Raw genomic sequence first — 25,405 nt, 5'->3', positions numbered from 1 at the left:
GCCGACCAGGTCGACCGGCTCGCCGTTCACCCCATCGCCCTCAGAACGTCACGCACCCGGCGCAGGTCCCGCATGCGAGCCTCGTACGTCGCCCCGACGACCACGAGCAGCACCCCGCCGACGGCGATCGGCACCCAGCGCGGCACCGCGAGGAACATCTCCGACACGTACGGGGCCAGCTCCCGCACCACGACCCCGGCGAGCACGACGCCTCCGACCACCGTGGGCGCCTGCAGCCGGAACCGGGCTCCGGCGAACAGCACCGCCAGCGCCAGCACGCCGAGCGCCAGCGACCGCCGCCATTCCGTATCCGAATAGACGACCACCAGGCTGGGCAGCATCGTGAAGGAGAGGCCCGTGCCGTAGGCCGCCCAGGACGAGACCGGCGCGCCGCGCCGCCGCAACCAGCCGGATACCAGCAGCACCAGCGAGCACGGCACGGTGTACGCCTCGACGACGGTCACCTCGTCCGCCCCCAGCCGCAGCCACGAAGCCAGCAGGAGCAGGATGGTGCCGGCGTACCTGAGGCCGCTCGCACCGCCTGCCCACAGCGACATGAGCAGCACCAGCACTCCGGCCACGGCGAATCCCACGCTCGCCGCGACCAGGACGCGCAGGCCCAGCGAGAACCCCACCGCCACCGCCTCCAGTCCGAGGAACAGCGCGGCGAAACCCAGCCCCCAGACCCTCAGCTCCTTCACCCTGGCCACCAGCGCCAGCGCGGCGGCCGCCAGCGCCAGGATCGGCAGCACGATCAGCGTCGCCGGCTCGCTGCCGAACGCGTACGCCGCCGCCCGTACCGAGGCCGGACCGGCGACGAGCGCGCAGGCCACCGCCCACCAGGGCGCCCGGCCGAGTGTGGCGGCCACCGCCGGCGCGACGGCCAGCACCGCCAGCACCGCCGCCGCGGCCGGGTAGGGCATCGCGAACGCTTGAGGTGCGACCGCGACCATGAGCACCCCGGCCACCAGCGCCCCGACCGCCAGCCCCCGAAACACCAGCGCGCGGGACACCACTGCCTCGGACGCCGGCGCCTGGGACACCGCTGCCTCGGACGCCGCTGCCTCGGACGCCGCCCCCTTCATCGGCATCGGCCACCCGTCGGTGCCGCGCACGGCCACCGCCAGGAGGCCGGCCGCCAACGTGCCCAGCACCGCCACATCCGCCGGGGTCGCCATCTCGAACGGCGGCCACTGCCGTCCGTCCCATGTGCCCGTCCAGAGCACGTCCAGCCAGGCGAGCGGCGCCACCAGCGTGGCCACGAGCCGAGGCAGCACCACCAGCGTGGTCAGCAGCGCCACCAGCCCACCGGTGGCCATGCCCGCCAGCCGTACCCGCCGCCAGGGCAGCCAGGCGGCGGCGAGCACCACCACGAGTGCGGGAACGAGGTACGCCAGAGGACGCCAGTTCGTCCCCGGCCCGACCAGCACCGGCTGCGCCAGCGCCGCCGGGACAACGATCAGCGTGAGCGCGGTCCCGACAGTGACCACGGCCGCCCAGGTCTCCCCCAGAGCCTTGCCCGGCCTGGCCAGCAGCCACGTCACGAACCCCCCGAGCAGAGCCAGCGCGACCAGCGGCGCCGACCCGACCAGCGCCTGACCGACGGAAGGGGACCCGAGCGCGTCCGCCGCACCCACCAGCAGCGCGAGCGTCGCGACCCCGCTGCCTGCCACGGCGGCCGTCACCCACACCGCTCCCCGGCCATAGCGAACCAGGGGGACGTCCAAGGCCGCCGTGGCCACCAGCATGGCCACCAGCCAGGTCTCCGGCAGGTCACCCGTCAGCAGCGGCAGGACCGGCTGCGCCAGCACCACGGCGACCGGAGCGGGCCCGCGCAGCCGGGTGACCCGGGCATAAGCCACCAGAATGAGCGCGGTGAGCCCGAACATCCCCGCCGTGTAGTGCAGCGCGTCGAGTGCGTCCACCCCGAGGAAGCCCACCCGCCTGGCCGCGTACCCGTCGAGCAGCAGCAGCACGACCGCGAGCCCGGCCAGGGTCTCGGCCGTCGCGGTGAGCCGGCGTCGGATCAGCACGACCGGCGCCAGCATGACCAGCGCGGTGAACGCGGCCAGCACGGCCGCCCGCCCGACCATGCTCATCTGCCCCCAGCTCACCACGGTGAACACCACCGCCGCCACCGTCAGCAGCAGCCCACCGAGGATGAGCAGGACATTCTTCGCGGCACCCGGAGACACCTCCCGCCCCGGAACACCGGGCCCCGCACCTCCAGGCCCGGCCGCCACCCCCGGATACGGCGGCAACACACCCGCATGGGAAGGCGCCGCTCCCGCGGCCCCCTGACTCGCCGCCCCCACGCCCGTCCCTGCTCCTGCTCCTGCCGCACTCTGACCCGCCGCGCCGGCGCGCAGGATGCCGAGCAGTTCCGCACGGCGAGCCTGCAGCCTGGCCTGCTGAACCCTCAGCCCGGCGAGAGCCTGATCCACCAGCCAGAGCTCGTGCGCCGCGGGCGCCTCCAGAGGCAGCGCACACCTCGGGCATCTGGACACCGGCCCCTGGGACCCGGTCCCGGACAACACCGCACCGCAGTCCGGACATTTCATACTTCCACGCACCGCTACTCCGTTTGAGCCTGTCGAGATGACCCATATTTCACCCCGACGCCCTTGCGAACCACTGTCACCGGAAACCACGACGAGCAACCTCCGGAACAAGGGCGTGTTCCGGGACGCTCAGCAGGCGGTCAGACCGGCCCCGGTCCCTGGCCACCGCTGCCGCGCAGGATGTCGGCGGTCATCTTGATCGACGCCTTGGTCTGCAAGAACGCGAGCACCACGACGACCGCCTGCCCACAGAGCATCTGCGCCTGCCGCCACGACAGACCGTTACGCACGCCACCGGACTACGAGCATCCGGATTTGTATGATCAACTCGGCGCCTGATCCTTACCTGATCGCCTGGATGATCCGGAGGATGTCATGACCGATGGCACGTCGGCGAGGCTGGGATCTGTCCGGACGCTGCGCCCCGAGTTGGTCGGGCGGACCGGCGAGCTGGCCAGGATCCAGGAGGCCGTCGTCGACGGATGCGGGCTGGTCCTCATCGACGGCGAGCCGGGGGTGGGCAAGACCCGTCTGCTGGAGCACCTGGCCGAGCGGGCGCACGAGGCCGGGCGGACCGTGCTCGCCGGCAGCGCCACCGAGTTCGAGCGGCTGGTCCCGTTCGGCGTGTACGTGGACGCCTTCACCCGGCTGGCGGACGAACAGGGCGGGCACGTCGACGGCGGCCGGCCCGGTGACCTCGCGGAGTCCGCGCTGCACACGTTGCTGTCGGTGGGCGAGACAAGCGACACCATACGGGGCAGGCTGGATCGCTTCCATGCCTATCGAGGCATTCGTGCGCTCCTGACCCACCTGGCGACCGGCCGCGGCGCCGTGCTGGCGCTCGACGACCTGCACTGGGCGGACGCCCCGTCGCTCGAACTGACCGAGTTCCTGCTTCGCCACCCGCCCGCCACCGGATTCCTGCTGGCCATCGCCTGCCGCTCCTCGATGATCCCGCCGGCGGTGGCCGACGCCGTCGCCCGCCAGGACGCGTACGTTACCCGGCTGAGCCTGTCCCCGCTGGACGAGGAGACGGCGGCGGCGCTCATGCCGTCCGACGCCGGCCCCCGGCGCCGGCGGTTGATGTATCGGATCAGCGGCGGCAACCCGCTGTTCCTGCGGGCCCTGCACGACGCCGACGACAGCGCCCTGGCGAAGCTGGCCGACGGCGGCCCGGGGGCGGCGCTCGCCCTGGAGGAGACGCTGCTGACGATGCTGCGCACGGAGCTCGACCGGCTCACCCCGGCGGGGCGGCTGGCGGCGTACGCGGCGGCGGTCGCCGGCGAGCTGGCCTCGCCCGTCGTCATCGCCCAGGTCGCCGAGCTCGACGCCGCCACCGCGGCGGTCGCCGTCGACGAGCTCTGCCGGCAGGGGCTCGGAACGCTGGCGGGCCCGCGGTTCGCCTTCCGCCACCCCCTCGTACGCGCCGCCGCGTACGACACGTGCGGCCCCAGCTGGCGCATCGCGGCCCACGCCCGGGTCGCCGGGTACGTGCGCCGCAGCGGCGGACCCCTCGCGCTGCTCGCCCACCACACCGAACGGTACGCCGAGCAAGGTGACGAGGAGGCGGCCAGGACGTTGGGCGAGGCGGGCTACGCCTACATCGACTCGGCGCCCGCGACCGCGGTGCGGCTGCTCCGCGACGCCCTGCGGGTGCTGCCGGAACGCGACGACCTCGTGCCGTACCGCGGCCACCTGCTCACCGGGCTGGCGAAGGCCACCGGAGTGATGGGCTCGCTGACCGAGAGCCGGCGCATCCTGCACGAGGTCATCCGCCTCCCGAACGAGGTGGCCACGAGAGCGGTGGCCTTCTCCTCGATGATCTCGCGGTTGTTGGGCCGGCTGGACGAGGCGCGGGCCCTGCTGAGCGCGCAGTTCCCGGCGGCCGGGCAGGATCCGCGGGTGCTGACGCCGTTCCTGGTGGAGCTGGCCGCGGTGGCGATGCTGCGCGCGGACGCCGAGGGCGGGCGCAGACACGCGCTCGAAGCCATCGGGCACATCTCGCGGACGAACGATCCCGCGCTCGGCGCCGCCGCGTACGCGCTGCTGGCCCTGGCCTGCCTGCAGGACGGCGACGTCGCCGCCGCGCGGTCGCACAGCGGGCGGGCCGGATGGCTGATGGACAGCGCGCCGGACACCGCCCTGCTGCGCCACGTGGAACTCGTCGCCCCGCTCTCCTGGGGCGAGACGTGTCTCGGGCGTCCGGGGGACGCCGCGCGCCACCTGAGCCGGGGCATCGAACTGGCGACGATGTCCGGCAGCAGCTACGCGATGCCGTACCTGCTGATCAGCCAGGCCCACCACAGGGCCAGGACCGGACGCCTGGCGGAGGCCATCGACATCGCCGAGCACGCCGCCGCGGCCTCCGAGTACATCCGCAGCGGCGAGACCCTGGCGATGGCCCGGAGCGTCATGTTGCTGCCGGTGTTGTGGCGGCACGGCGTACGTCCCGCCATGACGCTCGCCGGGCAGGTCGCGGAGGCCGGTCCGGGTTCGCCGTGGTGGGGGGCGATGGCGCACGTGTCCGTGGCCAGGGTCCGCCTCGCCGCCGGCCGCGCCGAGGCAGGTCACGCTCCGCCGCTCCCCTCTGTCCTCTCCCGCGACACCGAGGTGGAACGGCTGGCGGCGCAGTCGATCCGCGCGGCGGCCGACGGCGACGTCGGCACCGCGCTCGCCCGATCGGCGGCGGCGGTCGCCGCCGCCGACGGTCTCGCCTACCAGCTCGGTACGGCCTACGACGCCCGCGCCCGCGCGTTGTACGTCCACGACGACCTGGCCGGGGCCGTGGCGGCCGCCCGGGTCGCCGCCGAGCGGTTCGGCGAGAGCGGCGCCGTCGTCGAACGGGGGCTGGCGCATCAACTGCTCGCCACCGTCCTCGGGCGCATGGGTGAGGTGGCGCCGTGCCGCGCCGAGATCGGCCTGGCCAAGGCTGCCTACAAGGAGTCGGGAGCCGACTGGCTCGCCGGTCAGCTCGCCCGGGTGGAGCGGCAGCTCGCGGCCCAGGGCCCCCGGCGCGCGGGGTGGAGGATCGGCGGACCGCCGGAGCTGACCGAGCGGGAGCGTCAGGTGGCCGAGCTCGTCGGCCAAGGGCTGACCAACCGGGAGGTGGCCGAGCGCCTGCAGGTCAGCCAGAAGACGGTGGAGACGCATGTCGCGCGCATCTTCAGCAAGTTCGGCGTACGTTCGCGGGTGGCGCTGGCCAGACGGCTGACCGGTCCGGGCGACAACCCGGGGGCAGGGTGAGCCCGGCCTGGCTGCCGGGCGGTGCGAGCCCGCCCGGCAGCCCCTGATCCTTACGCCCACTCCTCGTCGGTTATGTCGGTGATGTCGTCGTTGTCATCGATGCTGGGGTCATTGCAGGGGTTGGCCGGTTGGGACGGCACGGAGAACTGCACCCAGACGAGGTTGACGGGCAGTTGCAGGCCGCCGCCGCGCATGACGGAGGTCTGGACCTGCATGGCCCAGCCGCCCGAGATGCCCGGGTCCACGGCGGTGGGCTGGCAGGGATCGCCGGTGGGGGTGTTCGTCACTCCGCCACCACCACCGGTGCCACCGGTTCCGCCTGTGCCACCAGTACCGCCGGTCCCGCCTGAGCCGCCGTCGCCTGAGCCGCCGCCATCACCGGAGCCGCCGGAGCCACCCGAGCCACCGGTCCCGCCGGAGCCACCACTGCCGCCCGTACCGCCGCTGCCGCCCGTACCGCCGCTGCCGCCCGTACCGCCGCCGACGCCGCCGCCCGACGGGTAGGAGGCGGGAATCCAGGTCCCCGGTGACGGAGGACTGCCGTTGACGCCGCCGCCGCCGACCACCACGGCCTCATCGATCGGTGGCAGCGGGAGCGGATCCGTCACCACGTCGACCGGGAACTTGATCGTGCCGTCCGGCCCGATGAAGTGGCAGATGCTGTCGATGTGGGTGCCTTCGCACAATTGCCCAGGATTCGCCTTCACCCATTCCTCTAGCGCCTGGTCGGCGTCCGGGTCCGCGGCGGAGGCCTGCGCGTCGATCGTGACCTCGGAGGAGTTGGGCCCGTTCGGGAACCACTCGGGGAACTGACCGGCCATGAAGGTCGCCAGCGCCCTGCCGATGGCCACGGAGCCCGGCTCGTTCGGGTGGAAACTCTCCTGGAGCGCCTTGAACGCCCCGTTCGCCGCCGCGTACCCCTTCCCCCGGAACTTCGCCTCGTTGAAGTACGGTTCCGCCGTGCCGAGCTCGTGACCGGCCACCACGCTGGTGCCGTTCGGCCCGGCCGTATTCGGGTCGAACACGGCGACCTTGACGCCGGGGAACCTGGCGCGGAAGCGTGCGACCGCGTCCTTGATCGACTGGTTCACGCGGACGGCGAACGGATACATCCTGTCCATGGTCTTGCCGGCGATGTGGGCCGAGTCGGTGTTGCCTGACGGCTTGACGCCCAGCGGGTAGAGCGCCACGACGATCGCCGCTTTGCTCGCCCCCGCGTGCGTGTTCACCAGGGCCTGTTCGACGTTCGCCGAGACCTGTCCCAGCCGATGCTCCAACCGCTTCAGCTCAAGCTTGACGGCCCACTCCTGCGACTCCTTCCACTCAAAAGGAAAGATGTTCCGCCCGCGGACGAACATCTCCAGCGCGGTGGCCACCAGCGGGCCGAAGCCGGCGTCGTTGCCGCCGAAGCCGAAGTAGACGATGTCGGCGTCCGAGATTCCGTCCAGCTGGCGCGGGTTCCTGATCGGGCTGTTGGGGTCGTCGTCGTCTTCCCGCTGCGGGTTCTTGAGGTGCTTGGTCTCGGCTCCCGAGGAGGCGTTGAAGACGAACTTGTCCTGGGCCCAGGTGGAACGGATCTCCCACGGCAGGAGCTTGTACGGGCTGCCCGGATGGCGGCCCGCCTCCAGGAGGCTCCACGCCACATGGATCGGCGCGAGCCCGGACTGATGCCGGTAGTCCTCGGTGCCGTCGGACTTCCCCTTGTAGACGCTGGTCTTGCTCGCGCCTTCACCACTCGAGTAGCTGTCGCCGAGCCCCGCCATGACGAGCGTCGTGGGCGTCGTCGGCGGGGTGGGGGCGATGGTGATGGGAGGGAGCGTCGGGACGGGTTTGATCGTCGGCTTGGTCGGGGGCGTGGTCACCGTCGGCATCCCGGCGTTCGCCGGGGTGCTGGTGAACACGCCCGCGGCGAGCGCGGTGACGAGCGCGATCAGGCTCAGCAAGTAAGGCGTGAGCCATCGCCGTAACCGGCGCGGAGGTCGCATGGACATGCCTTCCTGTTTCGTGCGATCGAAAAGGGACGGGCATTGCTCCACGCATCATCCGCCGTCGCGCGAGCGCTAACATCGGGTGATGTACGCGCGACCACCCCGACATCTCGCGCCCGCCCCCGCCAAGGCGACAACCTCCTGAGAAGCGTCGGCACCAGGGTGGGCTCACCCTCGAGTGCCGGCACCTGACCGCCCCAGGGATCGCACGGAGATCCTCAGGCGGGAAGGTCTTGAGCCGCCACCCGAGCGGACGTCCACCACATGCTCCGGCTCCCTACGGCCGCCGCTCCACGGACGTCCGCGTCGGGCGGCGCGCCGCTGCCCTCCAGGCGGGTGGTGATGGCGATCCGGTTGTGCGCGTTGATCACTGTCGCGGCCCAGATCAGCGCCGCGAGCTGGGTCTCCTCGAACTGCCTCGCCGCCTCGGCGTACACCTCGTTCGGGACCTGCCCCGCGAAGACGAGGGTGATCGCCTCGGTCAGCGACAGCGCGGCGCGCTCCCTGCCGTTGAAGAGCTTGCTGTTCCGCCAGGCCCGCAACTCGCGGATGCGCTGCTCCCCTTCCCCCATGGCCCGCGCGTCCTGGGTGTGCCGGTCGAGCGAGAGGGAACAGCCGTTGATCTGGGACGCGCGAATCTTGATCAGCTGGAGCAGTCCCGGCGCGATGTCCGCCGCCTGCGCCGCGGCCAGAGCGGCCTCGTGCAGGGCGCTCATCGCGCTGGAGACTTCGGGGGTCACGTTCTTGATCGCAATCCGCGGGGCAATCGTGGCTACAGACATGTCGTGACTCTCATCTCGCTCGTTGAAGCTCTTTCAAGCAAGGACGGGCGCAGCGACGATGTGGCGATATGTCCCCCTCTCCGTCCCGCTCGAGAGCGCGCCCCCGGCACCGGGCCCTGCGCGCGCCCTCCGTACTGCATGGGATACGCGACATCGGCCGCCCCGGTTCGCACCACGGATCTCACCGAGGGCGCGCTCGATCGGGCGCACAGGTCAGAGGTCCGTCCCGGCCGGCCGGGACCGTGAACGATTCCCCGGAGTGCCGCTCAGCCGCACGCCTTCGCGGTGCCGCCGGAGCCGGTCTGGACGCTGCGGCGGCCGGCGTTCCACTCCACCTCGACCCTGCCCCAGGCGCAGGTTCTGGGGGCTCGGAGCATGTTGCCCCAGTGACGGCCGTTGTTGCCCGGCTTGAAGTCGTACGCGTCCCTCCTGTTGTCCACCGTGTGCACGTAGATGGTGCCGCTCACCTTGGAGTCGGTCCTGATCTCGACCCAGTTGGTCTTGCACCGGGGGGACCACCAGAGGTGGATCCGCCCGGCGGCCCTGCGGGGCTGATGTCTGACGAGCGTGCCGGTCCGCACCACCTGGGCGGAGTTCCAGCAGCCCGTCTCGGCCGGGTCCTGGTGGTCATATGCATTGGCCTGCGCGTACGCGGGAGCCTGCGCCGGCAGGACCGCCGTCATGGCGGCCACGGCGATGGCCGCAACTCGAAGCTGCACGAGGAGTCGACTCCTTACCTCGAGCGACAAATGAAGAACGCCGAGGTTCAGAATAACAGAGCGCATGCTCCAAAATTGCGGACCGTGACTACCGCGGCACGAGGTCGCGGACGCCCGCGCGCATGCCGAGACAGGCGAGCACGCCGAGACCCGCGCACATCACCCAGACCGCGCCACCGACGTACTCGAACAGCGCCGTGCCGACGCTGGGGCCGACGGCCCAGCCCGCTGTCTGGCAGGTGGACAGCGCGCCGATGTAGCGGCTCCGCAAGGCGGGCGTCGGGGCGGCGAGGGCCGGATACGCGCCGATGGAGGGAGCGCTGATGATCTCTCCCAGCGTCCAGACGACGGCTCCGAGGATGAAGACCCACGGGCCGAAGGGCAGGCCGAACAGGCCCAGGCCGATACCGAGGAGGAGGCAGCCGGCGGCGACGGTGGCCCGCATGGAGAAGCGCTGGATGAGGGTGGTCAGCGGCAGTTCGACGAGAATCACGAGCACGCCGTTGAGCGCGACGACCGCGCCGTAGAGCGCGGTCGGGTAGCCGCGTTGCTGCACCTCGAGCGGCAGCGTCGACTGGTACTGGACCTCGGCGACCGCCGTGATGAACATCCCGGCGAGGAACAGCAGGAACCGCCGGTCCCGCAGCAGGTCACGGTAACGGGCGGTGTCCTCGGGTGCGGCGGTGTCCTCGCTCGCGCGGTGCCCGGCCCCGGCCGGCATGACGAGCAGGACGACGACGGCGAAGAGCAGGTCGACGACGGCGTTGACGACGAAGACCACCTGGTACGAATACGCGGCGGCCAGCCACACGCCGAGCAGCGGCCCGATGGCGGCGCCGAGGTTGAGCCCGAACCGGCCGGCGGCCGACGTCATCACGAGCCGCTGCGGCGGCGTCAGCTCGGCGAGCATCGTCGCCGCGGCAGGGCGGTACATCTGCCCGAACGCGCCGGCCGCGAAGCTGACGATCAGCAGCGGGACGATCGCCGTCACGGCGGCGAGCCCCGCGGTGGAGAAGCCGCACAGCAGCATCGACCACACGATCACCGCCCGCGCGCCGAACCTCCCTGTCATGCTGCCGCCGACGAACGTCCCCACGATCGACCCCGCCCCGAACCCGGTGAGGACGAACCCCGCCTGCGCGGGGCTGTAGCCGATGCCGGTCAGGTACAGGACCAGGAAGAGCGCGACGAAGCTGCCCATCCGGTTCAGCGCGATGCCGAACAGCAGCACGATCGCCGGCCGCGGCAGCTCGCGGAGCGTGCGGATCACTCCGGCGGGAGCCTCGTCGGCGGGTGCCTTCGACACGTCGGTCATGCGGGGCTCCACGTGCAGCGCAACGCCGCCAGCGCCCGGTCGAGCGCGGCGGACAGCTCCTCACGGGTGGCCGCGGCGGCGGTGGCGAAGGCGACGCGGCCCTCCATGAGGTCCTTGTGCGGCAGCAGGACGACCTCTCCCGGGCGGACGAGCGGGACGGCCAGGTCCGCCTCCGGCGGCAGGCCGGACTCGTCGAAGGCGATCTCCTCGACGCGGGTCTCGTGCCACGGCGGGTAGGCGAACCTGATCCCCGCGCAGAGCGCGCGCGTCCGCGTGAGGTCGGGGACGTCGCCGCAGGAGACCGCCGCCAGAGCCAGGCCCGGGTCCACGCCGGAGGCGCTGTGGCACAGGTACGAGATGAGGTCACCGCCGAGCCGGCCGTTGATCTCGATGAGCTTCGGGCCCTCGTCGGTGAGCTTGAGCTCGGTGTGCGTGGCGCCGGTCGCGTACCCGATGGCCGCGTGGACCCGGGTGAGGAAGCGGGTGATCGCGGGGTCGCCGAGCAGCGGGTCGTCCCCGCGCGTCCAGTGGCCGGTCTCCTCGAAGTACGGCGCGTAGCCCATCTCCTTGTGCGAGACGAAGACCGGCAGGACCCGGCCGTCCCGTACGACGGAGTCGACGCCGATCTCCTCCCCGGTCAGGTACTCCTCGATCAGCACGGAGCGGTCCGGGGATCGCAGATCGGCGGCCGGGAGACGGTGCGCGGAGGCGAAGTGGTCGGCCAGTTCCTCGCCGTCGCGGACCAGCGCGACGGCCTGGCTCGCGACCCCGGCTCTGGGCTTGATGACGACCGGGTAGCCGAACTTCTCCGCCACGGCGCGCGCCTCGGCCACGTCGGCGACCAGCTCCGACTGTGGCTGCGGCACGCCGTGCGCGGCGAGGGCCGAGCGGGTGACGTGCTTGTCGCGGCAGGCGCGGGCGGCGTCGGGGCCCGGGCCGGGCAGGCCGACGGCCGCCGCAGCGAGCGCGGTGTCGACGACGTGGTCCTCGGCCCACGTCATGACCCCGTCGACGGCGCCGTCCGTCGCGCCTCGTGCCACGACCGCACGGACGGCGGCCACGATGCCGTCCGCCGTCATGCCGGGTACGACGCTGACCCCGGAGACGTACGGCGTCTCCCACTCGGCCGGCCGGCCGATGACGAGGTGGACGTCGTAGCGCTCGCCGATCCGGCGCAGCATGAACTCCCGGTACAGGCGCGGCCCCGTCCCCACGACGACGAGCCGCTTCATGACGGCCGCTCCGCGCCGATGCCGACGAACGCCATCAGCGCCGGTGTCCCGGCGCGGTTGTGCCAGGCGTGCCGGGTCCCCCGCTGAACGACGCAGGCGCCGGGGGTGAGCCGGACCTCGTCGCCGGAGTCGAGTTCGAGCCAGAGCTCGCCTTCGAGGCAGATGCCGTAGTCGAGGGTGTCGGTGGTGTGCATCCCCGACGGGTCGCCGGGTTCGAAGACGTCCATCAGCCCGGGGAGCCGCTCCTCGACCTCCGCGTCGATCTCGGCCTGGTCCTCGGGCGACGACGCGGACGGCAGTCCGACGATCGCGGAGGCGGGCGGGAAGCGCACGAGCAGCAGCCGCGTCCCGCCGGCTCCGGCGAAGAACGGCAGCGTGATCGGGTCGGCGGCCTTCGGTCCGACGGTCGCGCCGCCGTCGGGGCTGCCCCACAGCAGGTACATCTCCTGGCCGGGCAGCGCACGGGCCGTGATCGGCGCGACGGGCGTGTCACGTACGATCACCGCCGCGCCGTCCGGGCCGAACCCGGTCACGACCAGGCGTGGATCGATCGCCATCAGGCTCCCCCTTGTCCCCGCAGCCGCTTCAGCGTGTCCTCCTCCGCCGCGCGGAGCTCCGCGCATGCCGTGGCCACGCGGAACGCGTCCACCTGGCCGATCGCCTTGCCGATCATCAGCTGGTTCCTGATGTCCCTGCACCGGCCGACGAGGTCCGCGAGCGCGGGCTCGACGTCCGCGTACGCCGGTTGCCGCGCGGCGAACTCCCGCAGGCAGGCCCGCGAACCCTCATACACCGAAAAAACGTCATAAAGCAGGGCGATCGTCCGCGCCGGCGTGATCCACCGCGTCCCCAGCAGGTCCGCGACCCCCTCCATCAGCGCGTACGTGTCGTCGTACGTCCGGAGCACCTCGGAGAACGCCGCCGACGCCCCGGTCACCGCCGCCGCCGCGTCGTACGGGCCGGCCGGGAACCAGCTGACGTGCCGCAGCTTCCCGTTGTCGTACGCCGCGGCGATGACGTCCTCGGGGTAGGCGTACCGGCACAGGACGCTCGCCCGGTTGTCGTCGAGGATCGACCAGTGCCCGTCCGCGTACGAGGTGAGCGTGATCGTGTGCACGACATGGTCGGTCCGGTACTCGGGGGTGTGCGGGAGGTAGTAGACGTCCACGAACAGGATCACGTAACCGGCGCGCCCGGCCGTGTCGATGACGAGCTCGCGCGCCTGCGCGTAGGTGTCGAACGGGATGTACTCGCGGGCGATCCCGACGCGGGCGAGGGCGGCGGGGTCGAGGAGCCTGCTCTGGAAGTCGTATTTCGGGCGGCCGAGGCGGATGACCTGGTCGGCGATGTCGTCGCCGCCGACCAGGCAGTTGTAGAAGACCAGCGGCAGGTCGGGAACCCGCTCGGCGAGCATGACCATGGCCTGCCGCTGGTAGCAGTTGAGGAACGACCGGTCGTATAACTGCTGGTCGTAGTCGTAGACGTCGTCCTTCATGCCGTCAGAGCGTCCGGGTCATGAAGGCGCTGTGCGGGTCGGGGCCGTAGCCCGCGAACGGACCGCAGGGCTCGAAGCCGAACTTCGCGTACAGCTTCCGCGCCTGCTCGAAGTGCTCGGTCGAGCCGGTCTCCAGGCTGAGCCGCTCCAGGCCCATCGCCTTGGCCTCCTCCAGCATGTGGGCGAGGAGCAGGCTCGCGATGCCGTCGCGCCGCCGCTCCTGGGCGGTGCGCATGGACTTGATCTCGCCGTGCCCGTCGTCGATGCGCTTGATCGCGCCGCAGCCGACGAGCCGGTCGCCGTCGTACACCGACCAGAACGTGACCTCGGGGACGCGCAGCCCGTCGAGGTCGAGCGCGTACACGCTCTCGGCGGGGGTGATGGCGTGCATCTCCCGCAGGTGTTCCTCCAGGAACGCGGCGATCTCCGGTCCGCGCAGGTCGTCGACCACGATCTTCATTACCCTGCCTCCAGTAGTGCGCACGCGAAGAAGCCCGGCGCGGAGGCCTGCGCGAGGTAGAGCGCTCCTCGCTCCCGGCCGGACTTGTCGGTGTGGTCCATCAGGTTGATCAGCCAGTCCGCGTTACCGCAGTGACCGTACCGGGTCATCGGCCCCTGGAAGTGCAGGAGCTCGCGGGCCTGGCCGGCGGCCATCGCGTTGAAGCTCACGATGGGAGCGAACAGGCTCGAGGTGAAGATCTTCGTGACGTCCCCCGGCACCCGGCCCGCCTGGCGGAACGCCTGGTCCAGCGCGGCCCGGGCGACCGCCTGCCGGGACGCGAACGTGTCCTGCCCGACCATGCCGGAGAAGTCCGCGGCCAGCCCGGTCCCGGCGAGCGTGAGGCCGCCGTGGTCACGGCTGATCAGGCAGCCCGCCACGGCGTCCCCGAAGAGCGCGAACGACTTCACCCGGTCGCGGTCGTCCGGGGTGAAGTCCAGCGCCACCAGCACGACGTTGCGCGCGTCCGCGCCGACCTCCGCGCCGGCCAGGCCCCAGGCGTACCGAAGGGCTTCGAGCGAGCTGCAGCACTGCTGGAGCGACACGATCGCGGGAACGCACGCGGTCAGCCCGGCGGCGCGCATGACCTCGACGGCGACGTCCCTGCCGAGCAGGCCGAGCACGGCGTCGGAGGTCGCGAGCACGAGCCGGTCCACCTCCGCCGCGCGGACCCCGTGCGTGCTCAGCACCTTCGCCACGCAGTCCACGATGTACGGAACGAGCGGCCCGGTCATCTTCCGGTACGTGCCCGTGCCCATCGCGGTGAACGCGGTGTCCGGCGACACCGCGCGCCACAGGTCCTCGAACCCGGGGATGTCCTCAGGACGGCCTTCGGCGTCGCCGACCACGTACGCGAAGGACCCGATGCCGGCCACTCAGACCTCGGCCGGCGCGCTCGCGTCGATTTCCTCGATCACCGACAGGATGCCGTCGATGTCCTCGAGCATCGGCACCCATTCGGGGCGCAACGCGATCCGCCCGTTCGCCTTCTCCTCGATGTAGCTGTTGACGAGGATGAGGATGTTGAGCGAGCTGATCCCGAGCTCGGCGCGCGACCTGCTCTGCGCGACCTCGTCGTAGGTGAGGTCCGGCGCCATGGGCTGCGTGCCGAGGAAGTCGACGAAGTTTCGCAGCCGGTCGTCGATGTCAGGCATCGGCGGCCACCCGCTTGAACGCGAAGCCGTTGAGGTTCTCGGTGTAGATGCGGTTGTAGCCGTACCTGTCCTCGCCGGAGACCAGGACGCAGCCGTGGTAATCGAGGGCGATCTCGTCGCCGAACTCGACCAGCCTGTCCACGTGCTCGTACACCTTGGTCTGCGGGATCACGTACCTGGAGGCGTAGCCGAGTCGGGTCTGGTCGCTGACGTTGGGCAGGGACCCGTGGACGCACTTCTCGACGAACAGGACGAACTGCCCGGGGCCCATCTCCATCTCGACGACGTCCTCCTTCTCCGGGTCCCAGTCGGGGTCGAGCTGGAGCTCGGAGTAGTCGTAGCCGAAGAAGTCGGTCTTGCGCTGCGGGCCCTTGGTGAGCCGCTTGTTCTCGTCGTAGAACCAGCGCTTCTGGCTGCCGCGGATGAAGCGCAGGCAGCCGTTCTCGCGCTGGGCCGGGGAGAAGGCGGTCCAGACGCTGACGTCCTGGAGGACCGCGTCGTCGTCGCGGTCGTACGCGAAGCTCAGCGACGGCGTGGCGGCGGTCGTGGTCTCGCCGACGATGTACTTCTCGACCTGGTGCCAGCCGGTGCCCGCGTCACCCGGCTGCTTCTGGAAGATGTTGGACTTCCAGCAGATGATGTCCTCACCCAGGAGCGAGCGCAGCTTGTTCACGATCTCCGGCCGCGAGATGTGCTCGGAGAGCGTGTCGCAGTCCAGGTGCCGGTCATAGTTGATGACCGTCGAGTTGTGCGGCTTGTTCTTCGACAACGCCATCTCGATCATGGCCCTGCTCCAGATCTTCTGAGCCTCGTCGGGCTCGTAGAGATCGAAGGGGCCGACGTAGCCGTTGTCCTTGAAGAACTGGACCTGCTCGGCGGTGAGGCCGTCGGTCAACGTGGTCATCTGCCTGTGCCCTTCTTGTCGAGGAGCCGTTTCGCGTTCTTCCCCATGAACAGGTCGCGATCGGCCTGGGTCATCTCAGCCGGGAAGGCTCCTTCGGCCGTGAGTCGTTCCACGAAGTTCGTCTGCTTGCCCTGCAGCCGGAAGATCGGCCAGTCGGTGCCGAACAGCACCTTGTGGTTGATGTTGCGGCGGAAGAACCGGTTGAGCCCGGCCACGCCGTCGGGGGCCTCGTAACCGCTGGCGTCGATGTAGACGTTCGGCCGGTTGTTGCAGAGCATCGCGCACTCGTCGGGGTAGTGGACGCTGCCGTGCGCGAGCACGAAGTCCACGCCGGGGAAGTCGCGCGCGGGCCGGTCCACGTAGATGGGCAGCGCGATCTCGAAGTCGAGCGCCGGCGAGGTCGCGCCGATGTGCGACAGCACCGGCAGCCGGTGCTGCGCGCAGATCTCGTAGAACGGGTAGAGCGCCTTGTCGTCGAGGCGGTAGCCGCACGGCGGGTAGAGCTTCATGCCGGCGAAGCCGTACTCGACGACGGCCCGCTCGAACAGCGCGATCCCGTCGGCCCCCCAGCGCGGGTCGACGCCGGCCAGGACGCGGAAGCGGCCGGGATGCCGATCGACGACCGCCTTGTGGTGATCGATGATCTCCTCGATGGAGTGCGTGCTGTCCTTCAGCGCGTACGTGAAATCCGGCAGCAGCAGCACGGCCTCGTCGATCCCCGCGTCGTCCATCTCCTTCACGAGCTGGTCGCACAGCGGGTCCTGGAGGGTCGCGTCGTGCATACGGCGCAGCCGTTCCTTCGTCGCGGGCAGGCCGCGCGCCTGCATGGCCGCGGCCATGTTGTCGATGACCCCGTCGCGGAACGACGGCGGGAAGCACATCTCGGCCGCGACGTGGCAGTGGAAGTCGATGATCGTCATGAGTTCGCTCCCAGGCAGATGCCGACGATGTCGTGCACGTACTCGGCCTCGACGAACTCCCCCATGCGGCTCATGGCGTCGATGCCGGTCTGCTCCTCGAGGACGAACACGATGCTCATGAGCCCGATCGAGTCGACGCCGAGGTCGTTCCTGAGGCTCATGGACGGCGCCACGTCCCTGCCGGGCAGAACGCTGGCGATGATCTGGCAGAGCGCGTCCTCGGTCACCTGTCGCCACTCCCCCAGACGGCGCGCGCGACCGCGCCACGGTCGATCTTGAAGTTCCGGGTCAGCAGACCGCTCTCCACGGTGAGCTCCTCCGCCGGGCGGACGAGAGTCGTCGCGATCCGGTGCGACGGCTCGCGGCCCGCGTTCCTCCGCTTGATGTACGCCTCGATGTCGGCCGCCCTACCTGTGTCCTCGGCCCAGACGACGCAGGCGAGCAGCGCGGCGCCGTCCGGCAGGGCCACCATGGCGCGGACGCCGGGAAAGGCGCGTTCGACGTCGGCCTCCAGCTCGGCCGGGTTGATCTTCACCCCGCTCCGGGTGATGATCACGTTCTTCTTGCGGCCGGTGAGCCTCAGGAACCCGTCCTCGAGGACCCCGAGGTCGCCGGTGGCGATCCTGCCGTCGGGGAGGAAGACCGCGTCCTGCGTGTCGACGCCTTCGTACACGTATCCGACGACCTGCGGCCGCTCGGCGCGCACGACGACTTCGCCGTCGTCGCCGAGTTCGACGGTGATGCCGTCCACGGGCCGTCCGGCGGTGCCGACCCTGGCCTGGCCCGGCACGTTCATGGCGATCCAGCCGATCTCGGTGCTGCCGTAGAGCTCGTAGAGCGGCGCGCCGAGCTCCTGGAACAGGGTGACCATGGCCGGCGGCACCGGCGCGGACCCGGTGTACATGAGCCGCACCCGCGACCCGTACATCGACAGCCACCCGCGGCCCCTGTCCATGCGCTCGGCCGGTGCGGCGGCCATGACCCGGTTGTGGAGCAGCTCGAAGAAGGACGGCGGGCCGAGGATGATCGTGGGTTCCACGGTCTTGAAGGCCTGGAACATGATCTCCGGCGGGACGACGGTGGCCGCGCAGCCCGCCCAGATCGCGAGGTAGGTGAGGTAGCGCTGCTGGAAGTTCGAGTACGGCATCACGATCGCGATGTCGTCGTCCGGCGTGACCTGCCACGCGCGGGCCGACAGCTCGACGGTGTTGGCGATGCCGTCGTCGGTGAGCAGCAGGCCCTTCTGCGTCCCCGCGGTGCCCGAGGAGAACGCGATCGTGCGCACGCCGGGCGGCAGCGCCGGGGCGTCGGCGTGCCGTACCGGGTCGAGCTTGACCGGCCTCTCGGAGAGGACCGCGGTGGCCGCGGGCAGGCCGGCCTCGCCCGGGAGCGCCCGGGTCACCAGCAGCGCGGCCAGCCGGTACGTGCCGACGAGCGCGCCGATCTCCGCGGGATCGTGACGGTTCTCCGCGGGGATGGCGACGGGGACGCAGCCGAGGGCGAGCAGCGCGAGGTCGGCGAGGATCCACTCGTAGGAGTTGGGGCCGAGCACGCCGACGAGGTCGCCCGCGCCGAGGCCGCTGTCGCGCAACTCGGCCATCAGCCGGCGGGCGTCGTCGTGGATCTCGGCGTACGTCCTGACCAGCGTGCTCCCGTCGCGCGACAGGAACCGCATCCGCTGCCCGGGGTGCTCGGCGAGCCTGTCCACCAAGGAGTCAACGAACATGGAGGTGTTCCTGGACGTACTCGACGGACCGCATGGGCCTGCGGCGTAACTCCTCGACCAGCGGCTCAAGAGGCCCGAGGTCGGCGGGGCCGTACGCGGCGTGGAAGGCGAGCGCGGGCCCGGGGTCCGGCAGCAACAGGGTCTCGGCGAGGACGCGGGCCAGCGACCGCAGCCCGGCGAGCACCGCGTCCGGCTCACCGGCGAGAGCGGGGCCGTCGAGCGCGAGCGCGCCGAGCTTCGCGAGGTAGGACAGCTGGAGGAACATGCCGTCGCTGTCGGGGAACGCGCCGAGCCCGCGGTCCACGTAGCGCAGGCACTCGGCCAGGTAGTACGCGATGACGTCGGCCTGGTCCAGCCCGAGCGGCCCGGCCCACACCTCGGCGAGGACGAGGATGCCGAACACGTCGGCGGCCGTCTCCTGGAGCACCCCCACGACCCACGGGTCCGCCGTCCACAGTGGCGTGAAGTCCGTGGCGGGCCGGTGCACGAAGTGCCCGAACTCGTGGCTGAGCACCCCGAGCGTCGGGATCCCCGCGAACCGCTCGGCCGCCGGGTCGAACCCGTTCCCCACCCGCGCGTAACGGGCGGAGAGCGGCCCGGACACGGTGTCGAGGACGGCCCGGTGGGTGTTGCGGAAGTAGTAGGTCTTCTTGTACGGCGACTCGTCGACCCCTTCGTCCTCCGGCAGGAAGTACGCGATGTGCTTGGGGTGCAGGTTGCCCTCCCCGGCCATGAAGAACAGCCGGGTCGCGCCGAACGCCGGCAGGTCGCCGAGCCGGAGGTCCGCCATGAGCGCGCGCAGGTACGGCTCGACCCGGTGCCGCTCGGCGAGCGCGGCGGCCACGAACTCCTGCCCCACGTCGTCGCGGCGGCAGGCGAACGCCGTGGGCAGCCCGCCGGGGTCCTTGCCCGACCAGGTGCCGAGATGGCCCGCGACGAGCGTCACGTCCTCCCGCAGCTCCGCCAGCTCGCACAGGGCCTCGGCCGGGTAGCCGTGCTCGACGGCGTCGGCGCGCAGCGCGAGCGCGCGCCGGTCGGCGTCGCCGGGCAGGTGCTTGGCGATGTCACGCATGGCGGAGGCGACCAGCGCCGGGGCGTGGAAGCGCCGTCTTTCCCGCGCGTCCTCGGGCGGCCCCGCCGCCTCCTTGACCCGCTGCCAGTCGGCGTCGACGGCCGCCTTCAGCGCGGCCAGCCCGGCGAGGAAGCCGCCGCCGAGGTCCGGGGTCTCGGCCGCGAGGTCGAGGCAGGCCAGCTGGTAGCCGTCGGACGGCGGCCAGAAGGAGCTGCGCCAGTCACGGAAGGTCCCGGCGGCGGCCAGGTTGCGTGCGTAGTCGAACCTCATGCGTTCTCCAGGAAATCGGCGATAACGAGCGCTGCGCCTTTTTCGCCGATCATCATGCTCGCGGCGTTCGTGTTGCCGGAGACCATGGTCGGCATCACCGAGGCGTCGATCACGCGCAGCCCGGACAGGCCGTGGACGCGCAGCCGGTGGTCGACGACCGACATCGGGTCGGCGCCCATCCGGCACGTCCCCACCGGGTGGTAGGACGTGTCGCCGTTCTCCCGCGCGTAGGCGACCAGCTCGTCGTCGGTCCGGACGTCCTTGCCCGGGATCAGCTCGAACTCGCGGTACGCGTCGAGCGCGGGATCCTCGACGACGCGGCGCGCGATGCGCATCCCGGCGACCAGCCGCGCGCGGTCGGCCTCGGCGGCGAGGAAGCACGGCCGGATCGCGGGCGGGGCCATCGGGTCGGCGGAGCGGATGTGGATGGACCCGGCCGACTCGGGCCGCAGCGGATAGACGCCGACGGTCATGCCGGGAGCCGTGTCCAGCCGCCGGGTCGCCCCCGCGCCGTAGCTGGCCGGGGCGAAGTGGAACTGGAGGTCCGGCCGCTGCTCGGCCTCGGACGAGCGGACGAAACCATGGCCGAGCGCGATGGGCAGGCTGAGCAGCCCCCGGCGGCGCGTCACGTACATCGCGACCTCGCGGGCCAGGCGCAGGCCGCGCGAGCGCTCGTTGAACGTGATGGGACGGCGGACCCGCCAGCGCAGCCGGGTCGCGTAGTGATCGCGGAAGTTCTCGCCGACGCCGGGCAGATGGTGCACGACCGGCACCCCGGCCGCGGCGAGCACGTCGGCGGAGCCGATCCCCGACAGCTCGAGCAGCTGCGGCGACTGGACGGCCCCCGCGCTGACGATCACCTCGCGCCCGCAGCCGGCCTGCCGCGCCCGGCCCTGGTGGCGGAAGCTGACGCCGACGCAGCGCGTTCCCTCGAACCGCAGCCCGGTGACATGCGCCTCGGTGAGCACCATGAGGTTGGGCCGCCGCAGCGCACGGCGGAGATACGTCCCCGCGGCCGACGAGCGGCGGCCGCGGTCGTGGTTGACCTGGTAGTAGCCGAAGCCCTCCTGGTCACCGGAGTTGTAGTCGGGGTTGTCCCGGTATCCGGCTTTCTGCGCGGCCAGCAGGAACGCGTCGCACAGCTCGTCACGCTCGCGCGGCAGGCCGACGCTGATCAGCCCGTCGCTCCCCCGGCTCGGCCCGCCGATCCCCGTGCTCTCCAGGCTCCTGAAGTACGGCAGGACGCCGGCCCACGACCAGCCGGGGTTGCCGAGCCGCTCCCACTCGTCGTAGTCCTCGCGCTGGCCGCGGACGAAGATCATGCCGTTGATCTGATTGGATCCGCCGAGCAGGCGCCCGCGGGGGATGCGCAGGGTCCGGCCGCCGATCGTCGGGTCGGCGTCGGTCTCGAAGCACCAGTCGTATCTGGGGTTGCCCATGAGGATGGTCTCGGCGGCCGGGATCGACAGCAGCGGGCTGCGCCGCCGCGACCCCGACTCCAGCAGGAGCACCCGCGTGCCGGGGTCCTCGGACAACCGCGACGCGAGCACGCACCCCGCCGCGCCCGCCCCCACGATGATGTAGTCCGCCCGCATCTAACCGGCCGCCGCGAGGGTGGTCCGGTGCATCAGGCGCCGGTGCTTGACGTGGTCGTAGGAGGTGGCCCGGTGCATGGCGCTGCGGTTGTCCCACAGGACGATGTCGCCTGCCTGCCATTGGTGGCGGTAGGTGAACCGCGGCATCGTGGCGAACTCCTGGAGGAACGTGATGAGCGGCCGGCTCTCGTCCTCGGACATGCCCTCGATCCGCCACGGCACGTTGCCGCCGACGTACAGGGCCTTGCGTCCGCTCACGTCGTGCACCTTCACGATCGGGTGCGCGACGTCCGGCCACTCCTCGCGTTCCTTCGCGGTGGGCGGCGGCCGGTCCGGGTAGTTGTAGGGCCGTGACCGGACCCGGCTGATGACGACCCTGAGATCGGCGATCCGGTCCTTGACCTGGTCCGGGAGCGCTTCGTAGGCGGCGTACATGTTGCCGTACCAGGTGTCCCCGCCGACGGGCGGCACCTCGCGCGCGTACAGCATCGACCCCGCCGGCGGGGCGGTCAGGTACGCGCCGTCGCTGTGCCAGACCCGGCCGCTGTACGCCGAGCCGATCGGCTTGCCGTCGCGGGTCAGGTTCGACAGGACGAGGATCTCGGGATGGTCGTCGGCGTTGAACTGGGACCGGGTGTACGTGACCACCCGACCGAACCTGCGGCTGAACTCCACCTGCTCGGCCGGGGTCATTTCCTGACCTCTGATCAGCAAAATGGTGGTGTCGATCCAGGCGCGATAGATGCGCTCGAAATCATGGTCGGAAATATAACCGGTGACATCGATCCCGCGGACTTCGGTGCCAATACCCGCCGTGATGGGAATCAACTCAAGCACGGCGGGAGCATACGACCCGGCCACCGCGCGGCGCAAGGACACGGGAAACTTTCATTTTCCGTAATCGGCCCGGCGAGCGAGCCCGATAAGTGTCGTGACAAAATCCATGCACCGCGCCGACCAGCGAGTTTACATGTTACAAACTTCTCACACCCAACGAATGATCGCGCGCCGGCCTTTGCTCCGGCCGGAATTGGACAGAGGCCTTTGCCCGCCGTCGGCCGCGTGTTACGCTCCTGCCGCTCGTCCGACGACCGGAAACTCAACGGCGAGAAATCCGCTCCGCCGGCACGGCTTCGACACCGTCAACCCAGGGAGGGAAAGGGTGCCGCAATCCAGACCGGAGCTGGCGCGCATTCACGACTATTACTGCCTGCCGCGCTCCGTCGGCTCCGCCGCGCAGAGCATCTATGACATTTGGGAGAGCGGTGGCGCCTTCAACGACTCCATCACCCCGTCGACCTACGTCCCCGAATACCGTGCGCACATCGTCCTCAAGATCCTGATGCTGACCGCGCCCGGGGCGGCGGTGCTGTCGCTCGGCTGCGGCAACGGCTTCGTCGAAGGCGACCTCGTCGCGCACGACCGCGACGTGCGCGCCATCGACTGCAACGCCGAAGCCGTCGAGCTGACCAGGAAGAAGGGGGTCGACGCTCGCACCGTCGACTACTTCGACCTGCGCCCCGCCGACGCCGCCGACGTCTCGGCCGTCTACGCCGACGGCCTGCTCGGCCACCTCTTCGACGCGACAGGGGAACTCGCCCCTGCCCTCGGCAAACTGCGCGACCTGGACCTGCGGCCGGGAACGTACCTGGTCCTGTCCAACGACGCGCCCCGCGACGCCAAGGCCGACTTCGCGCCGCACCAGCACGTGGACGGGTTCTGGTTCATCGCGAAGGACTATCTGCACAAGAGCCTGATTTCTTTCGGGTTCGAGCCGGTGGAAAGCTATTATTTCCCGTATTTGCGGCCCGTGAGCGGAATACGCAACCGCACGATCTGCGTCGCGCTCGTACCCTGACGATCGGATCCCGCCTTGCCAATGTCGGCTGAATTCGCCGAGCGACTGCTGCCGCTGCTCCCCGATCTCGTCGCGGATTACGGCACGCCATTCCACCTCTACGACGCGCGCGGCATCGTGGCCACCCACGAGGCGATGGCGCGAGCATTCGGCGACACCTCGTACCGGCAATATTTCGCGGTGAAGGCGTTGCCGAACCTGAATATCCTGGCGTTGCTGCGCGCCGCCGGAAGTGGTTTCGACTGCTCTTCGGCGGTGGAAGTGCGCCTTGCCGGGACGGTCGGCGCGCAGGCCGGTGACATCGTGTTCACCTCCAACAACACCGCGCCGTCCGAATATCGCACGGCCCGCGCCGCGGGAGCGCTGATAACGTTCGACGACAGGTCGTTCGCGGAAAAGGTCGATGAACTTCCCGAGACCGTCGCCTTCCGCATCTCCCCCACCGGTCTGGCCGCCGGTTGCGCGCTCATGGGCAACGCGGCGCACAGCAAGTTCGGCGTGCCCGTGCACGAGCTCGCCGACGCGTACGCGGACGCCGTCGCCCGTGGCGCGCGACGGTTCGGCATCCACGGCATGACCTGCGCCAACGAGCTCGACACCAGCCGTGCCGCGCGGGCGGCCGCCGACGTCATCCGGCACGGCGCGCGGGTCGCCGAGGCCGTCGGGATCGAGCTCGAGTACGTGAACGTCGGCGGCGGGCTCGGCATCCCATACCACGAGGACGACAAACCCATCGACTTCGGGGCGTACGCGGACGAGATCCTCGCCGCCAGGGAGGAGTTCTTCGGCCCCGGCGGGCCGCGCATCCTCACCGAGATCGGCCGGTACGTCACCGGCCCGCACGGCGTCCTCGTCACCCGCGTCATCAACCGCTGCCGCAAGGGTCACGAGATCGTCGGCCTGGACGCCTCGATGTCGTCACTGATGCGGCCCGCCATGTACGGCGCGTACCACCACATCTCCCTCCCCTACGCCGAGGGCCGGGAGATCGGCAGATTCGACGTCGTCGGCGCGCTCTGCGAGAACCTGGACAAGTTCGCCGTCGACCGCGAGCTGCCCGAGCCGCGCGACGGCGACATCGCGCTCATCCACGACACCGGAGCCCACGGCCACGCCATGGGCTTCACCTACAACGGCCGCCTGCGTCCCGCCGAGCTGATGCTCACCGACGGCGGCGACGTGGTGGAGATCCGGCGGGCCGAGACCTACGACGACTACATCGCGACCGTCCGCTGGGGAGCGTGATCGTGAACAGGAGCTTGGTCGAGACCGCCTTCGAGCGGCGGGAGTCGTTGTCCGCGGACGAGCGGGCGGCCCTCGCGCCGCACGTCACCGCCGGGCTCGCGGCCCTCGACCGTGGAGAGCTGCGCGCGGCGCGGCCGGAGGGGCCGGAGTGGGTGGTCGACACGTTCGTGAAGAAGCTCATTCTGCTGTCGTTCCTGATCGGCCGGAACGAGGTCGGGTCCTGCGGCCCGCGACAGCCGAAGAGCTTCGACAAGATCGCGCTCAAGTTCGGGACCTGGGACGACGCCGTCTTCCGCGACGCGCGCCTGCGCGTGGTCCCCGGCGGAGTCGTCCGCCACGGCGCGTACGTGGCGCCCGGGGTCGTACTGATGCCCTGTTTCGTCAACGTGGGCGCCTACATCGGCCCGGGCACGATGATCGACACCTGGGCCACCGTCGGCTCCTGCGCGCAGATCGGTGCACGCTGCCACATCTCCGGCGGAGCCGGCATCGGCGGCGTCCTCGAACCCATCGGTGAGCAGCCCGTCATCGTCGAGGACGACGTCTTCGTCGGCGCGCGCTCGGAAATCGCCGAGGGCGTGGTCGTACGGCGGGGCGCGGTGATCGGCATGGGGGTCTTCCTCGGGAGATCCACCCCCATCGTCGACCGTGCCACGGGAAAGGTCACGTACGGCGAGGTCCCCGAGAACGCGGTCGTCGTCCCGGGCTCCCGCATCGACGCCAACAATCCCGATATATCGGTGTATGCGGCGATCATCGTCAAGCACGCCGACGACCGCACCCGCGGCAAGACGGCCCTGAACGACCTCGTCCGCGACTGAGCCCCT

General features: G+C 71.0%; 23 protein-coding genes. 4 read left to right on the top strand and 19 right to left on the bottom strand.

Annotated elements, in window-relative coordinates; all coding sequences use genetic code 11:
• Nucleotides 1-26: 26 nt before the first annotated feature.
• Both AB0L65_RS55705 and AB0L65_RS55700 read right to left on the bottom strand, forming a co-directional pair.
• On the bottom strand, nucleotides 27-2,195 hold the full coding sequence (locus AB0L65_RS55705) for a hypothetical protein (RefSeq protein WP_364264599.1): 2,169 nt from the start codon (nucleotides 2,193-2,195) through the stop codon (nucleotides 27-29).
• A 506-nt stretch (nucleotides 2,196-2,701) separates the two neighbouring features.
• Nucleotides 2,702-2,851 carry a hypothetical protein gene (locus AB0L65_RS55700; protein ID WP_364264598.1) on the bottom strand — a complete coding sequence of 50 codons (150 nt, stop codon included), beginning with the start codon at nucleotides 2,849-2,851 and terminating at the stop codon, nucleotides 2,702-2,704.
• 85 nt (nucleotides 2,852-2,936) lie between these two features.
• On the opposite strand from AB0L65_RS55700, the gene AB0L65_RS55695 reads away from it, so the two are divergent.
• Nucleotides 2,937-5,804: an AAA family ATPase gene (locus AB0L65_RS55695; RefSeq protein WP_364264596.1), complete on the top strand. Its 2,868-nt coding sequence runs from the start codon at nucleotides 2,937-2,939 to the stop codon at nucleotides 5,802-5,804.
• A 50-nt stretch (nucleotides 5,805-5,854) separates the two neighbouring features.
• Here AB0L65_RS55695 and AB0L65_RS55690 read toward each other — a convergent pair whose 3' ends face one another.
• From AB0L65_RS55690 to AB0L65_RS55610, 17 genes are all read right to left on the bottom strand, one after another.
• On the bottom strand, nucleotides 5,855-7,747 hold the full coding sequence (locus AB0L65_RS55690; protein ID WP_364264594.1) for a hypothetical protein: 1,893 nt from the start codon (nucleotides 7,745-7,747) through the stop codon (nucleotides 5,855-5,857).
• Nucleotides 7,748-8,010: 263 nt separating this feature from the next.
• Nucleotides 8,011-8,532: a carboxymuconolactone decarboxylase family protein gene (locus AB0L65_RS55685; RefSeq protein ID WP_364264592.1), complete on the bottom strand. Its 522-nt coding sequence runs from the start codon at nucleotides 8,530-8,532 to the stop codon at nucleotides 8,011-8,013.
• Nucleotides 8,533-8,840: 308 nt separating this feature from the next.
• Entirely contained in the window at nucleotides 8,841-9,293 is a 453-nt protein-coding gene (locus AB0L65_RS55680; RefSeq protein ID WP_350734081.1) for a hypothetical protein, read from the bottom strand.
• 88 nt (nucleotides 9,294-9,381) lie between these two features.
• A complete protein-coding gene (locus AB0L65_RS55675) occupies nucleotides 9,382-10,608 on the bottom strand; it encodes an MFS transporter (protein ID WP_364264590.1) in 1,227 nt (408 codons plus the stop codon).
• Nucleotides 10,605-11,840: an ATP-grasp domain-containing protein gene (locus AB0L65_RS55670; protein ID WP_364264588.1), complete on the bottom strand. Its 1,236-nt coding sequence runs from the start codon at nucleotides 11,838-11,840 to the stop codon at nucleotides 10,605-10,607. Before AB0L65_RS55670 ends, AB0L65_RS55675 begins: the two co-directional genes overlap by 4 nt.
• Nucleotides 11,837-12,397: a cupin domain-containing protein gene (locus tag AB0L65_RS55665; RefSeq protein ID WP_364264586.1), complete on the bottom strand. Its 561-nt coding sequence runs from the start codon at nucleotides 12,395-12,397 to the stop codon at nucleotides 11,837-11,839. The genes AB0L65_RS55670 and AB0L65_RS55665 overlap by 4 nt, the downstream gene beginning before the upstream one ends.
• Nucleotides 12,397-13,335, bottom strand: coding sequence for a hypothetical protein (locus tag AB0L65_RS55660; RefSeq protein WP_364264584.1), 939 nt, complete (start codon nucleotides 13,333-13,335; stop codon nucleotides 12,397-12,399). The genes AB0L65_RS55665 and AB0L65_RS55660 overlap by 1 nt, the downstream gene beginning before the upstream one ends.
• 4 nt (nucleotides 13,336-13,339) lie before the next feature.
• Nucleotides 13,340-13,795, bottom strand: a complete 456-nt coding sequence (locus AB0L65_RS55655; RefSeq protein WP_364264582.1) for a GNAT family N-acetyltransferase — start codon at nucleotides 13,793-13,795, stop codon at nucleotides 13,340-13,342.
• Nucleotides 13,795-14,709, bottom strand: coding sequence for a hypothetical protein (locus tag AB0L65_RS55650; RefSeq protein ID WP_364264580.1), 915 nt, complete (start codon nucleotides 14,707-14,709; stop codon nucleotides 13,795-13,797). Before AB0L65_RS55650 ends, AB0L65_RS55655 begins: the two co-directional genes overlap by 1 nt.
• A complete protein-coding gene (locus AB0L65_RS55645; protein ID WP_350734068.1) occupies nucleotides 14,710-14,988 on the bottom strand; it encodes a hypothetical protein in 279 nt (92 codons plus the stop codon).
• Nucleotides 14,981-15,892, bottom strand: coding sequence for a chlorinating enzyme (locus tag AB0L65_RS55640; RefSeq protein ID WP_364264578.1), 912 nt, complete (start codon nucleotides 15,890-15,892; stop codon nucleotides 14,981-14,983). Before AB0L65_RS55640 ends, AB0L65_RS55645 begins: the two co-directional genes overlap by 8 nt.
• Nucleotides 15,889-16,812, bottom strand: a complete 924-nt coding sequence (locus tag AB0L65_RS55635; RefSeq protein ID WP_364264577.1) for an amidohydrolase family protein — start codon at nucleotides 16,810-16,812, stop codon at nucleotides 15,889-15,891. The genes AB0L65_RS55640 and AB0L65_RS55635 overlap by 4 nt, the downstream gene beginning before the upstream one ends.
• Nucleotides 16,809-17,039 carry an acyl carrier protein gene (locus tag AB0L65_RS55630; protein WP_364264575.1) on the bottom strand — a complete coding sequence of 77 codons (231 nt, stop codon included), beginning with the start codon at nucleotides 17,037-17,039 and terminating at the stop codon, nucleotides 16,809-16,811. Before AB0L65_RS55630 ends, AB0L65_RS55635 begins: the two co-directional genes overlap by 4 nt.
• Nucleotides 17,036-18,538, bottom strand: coding sequence for an AMP-binding protein (locus tag AB0L65_RS55625; protein WP_364264573.1), 1,503 nt, complete (start codon nucleotides 18,536-18,538; stop codon nucleotides 17,036-17,038). Before AB0L65_RS55625 ends, AB0L65_RS55630 begins: the two co-directional genes overlap by 4 nt.
• Nucleotides 18,528-19,880 carry a hypothetical protein gene (locus AB0L65_RS55620; RefSeq protein WP_364264571.1) on the bottom strand — a complete coding sequence of 451 codons (1,353 nt, stop codon included), beginning with the start codon at nucleotides 19,878-19,880 and terminating at the stop codon, nucleotides 18,528-18,530. Before AB0L65_RS55620 ends, AB0L65_RS55625 begins: the two co-directional genes overlap by 11 nt.
• Nucleotides 19,877-21,475 carry a GMC family oxidoreductase N-terminal domain-containing protein gene (locus AB0L65_RS55615; RefSeq protein WP_364264569.1) on the bottom strand — a complete coding sequence of 533 codons (1,599 nt, stop codon included), beginning with the start codon at nucleotides 21,473-21,475 and terminating at the stop codon, nucleotides 19,877-19,879. The genes AB0L65_RS55620 and AB0L65_RS55615 overlap by 4 nt, the downstream gene beginning before the upstream one ends.
• Nucleotides 21,476-22,312, bottom strand: a complete 837-nt coding sequence (locus AB0L65_RS55610; protein ID WP_364264567.1) for a TauD/TfdA family dioxygenase — start codon at nucleotides 22,310-22,312, stop codon at nucleotides 21,476-21,478.
• Nucleotides 22,313-22,637: 325 nt separating this feature from the next.
• Here AB0L65_RS55610 and AB0L65_RS55605 point away from each other — a divergent pair, with 325 nt between their 5' ends.
• From AB0L65_RS55605 to AB0L65_RS55595, 3 genes are read left to right on the top strand one after another with little or no spacing between them, the layout of a single operon-like run.
• Nucleotides 22,638-23,333 (top strand): class I SAM-dependent methyltransferase, encoded by a 696-nt coding sequence (locus AB0L65_RS55605; RefSeq protein WP_364264565.1) that lies wholly within the window; start codon nucleotides 22,638-22,640, stop codon nucleotides 23,331-23,333.
• Nucleotides 23,334-23,354: 21 nt separating this feature from the next.
• Nucleotides 23,355-24,578 carry a diaminopimelate decarboxylase gene (locus tag AB0L65_RS55600; protein ID WP_364264563.1) on the top strand — a complete coding sequence of 408 codons (1,224 nt, stop codon included), beginning with the start codon at nucleotides 23,355-23,357 and terminating at the stop codon, nucleotides 24,576-24,578.
• A gap of 2 nt (nucleotides 24,579-24,580) precedes the next feature.
• Entirely contained in the window at nucleotides 24,581-25,399 is an 819-nt protein-coding gene (locus tag AB0L65_RS55595) for a 2,3,4,5-tetrahydropyridine-2,6-dicarboxylate N-succinyltransferase (protein ID WP_364264561.1), read from the top strand.
• Nucleotides 25,400-25,405: the final 6 nt, after the last annotated feature.

The organism is Nonomuraea sp. NPDC052116 (assembly GCF_040680035.1).
Classification (GTDB): Bacteria; Actinomycetota; Actinomycetes; order Streptosporangiales; family Streptosporangiaceae; genus Nonomuraea; species Nonomuraea angiospora_A.
This window is presented reverse-complemented; position numbering and strand designations above follow the sequence as displayed.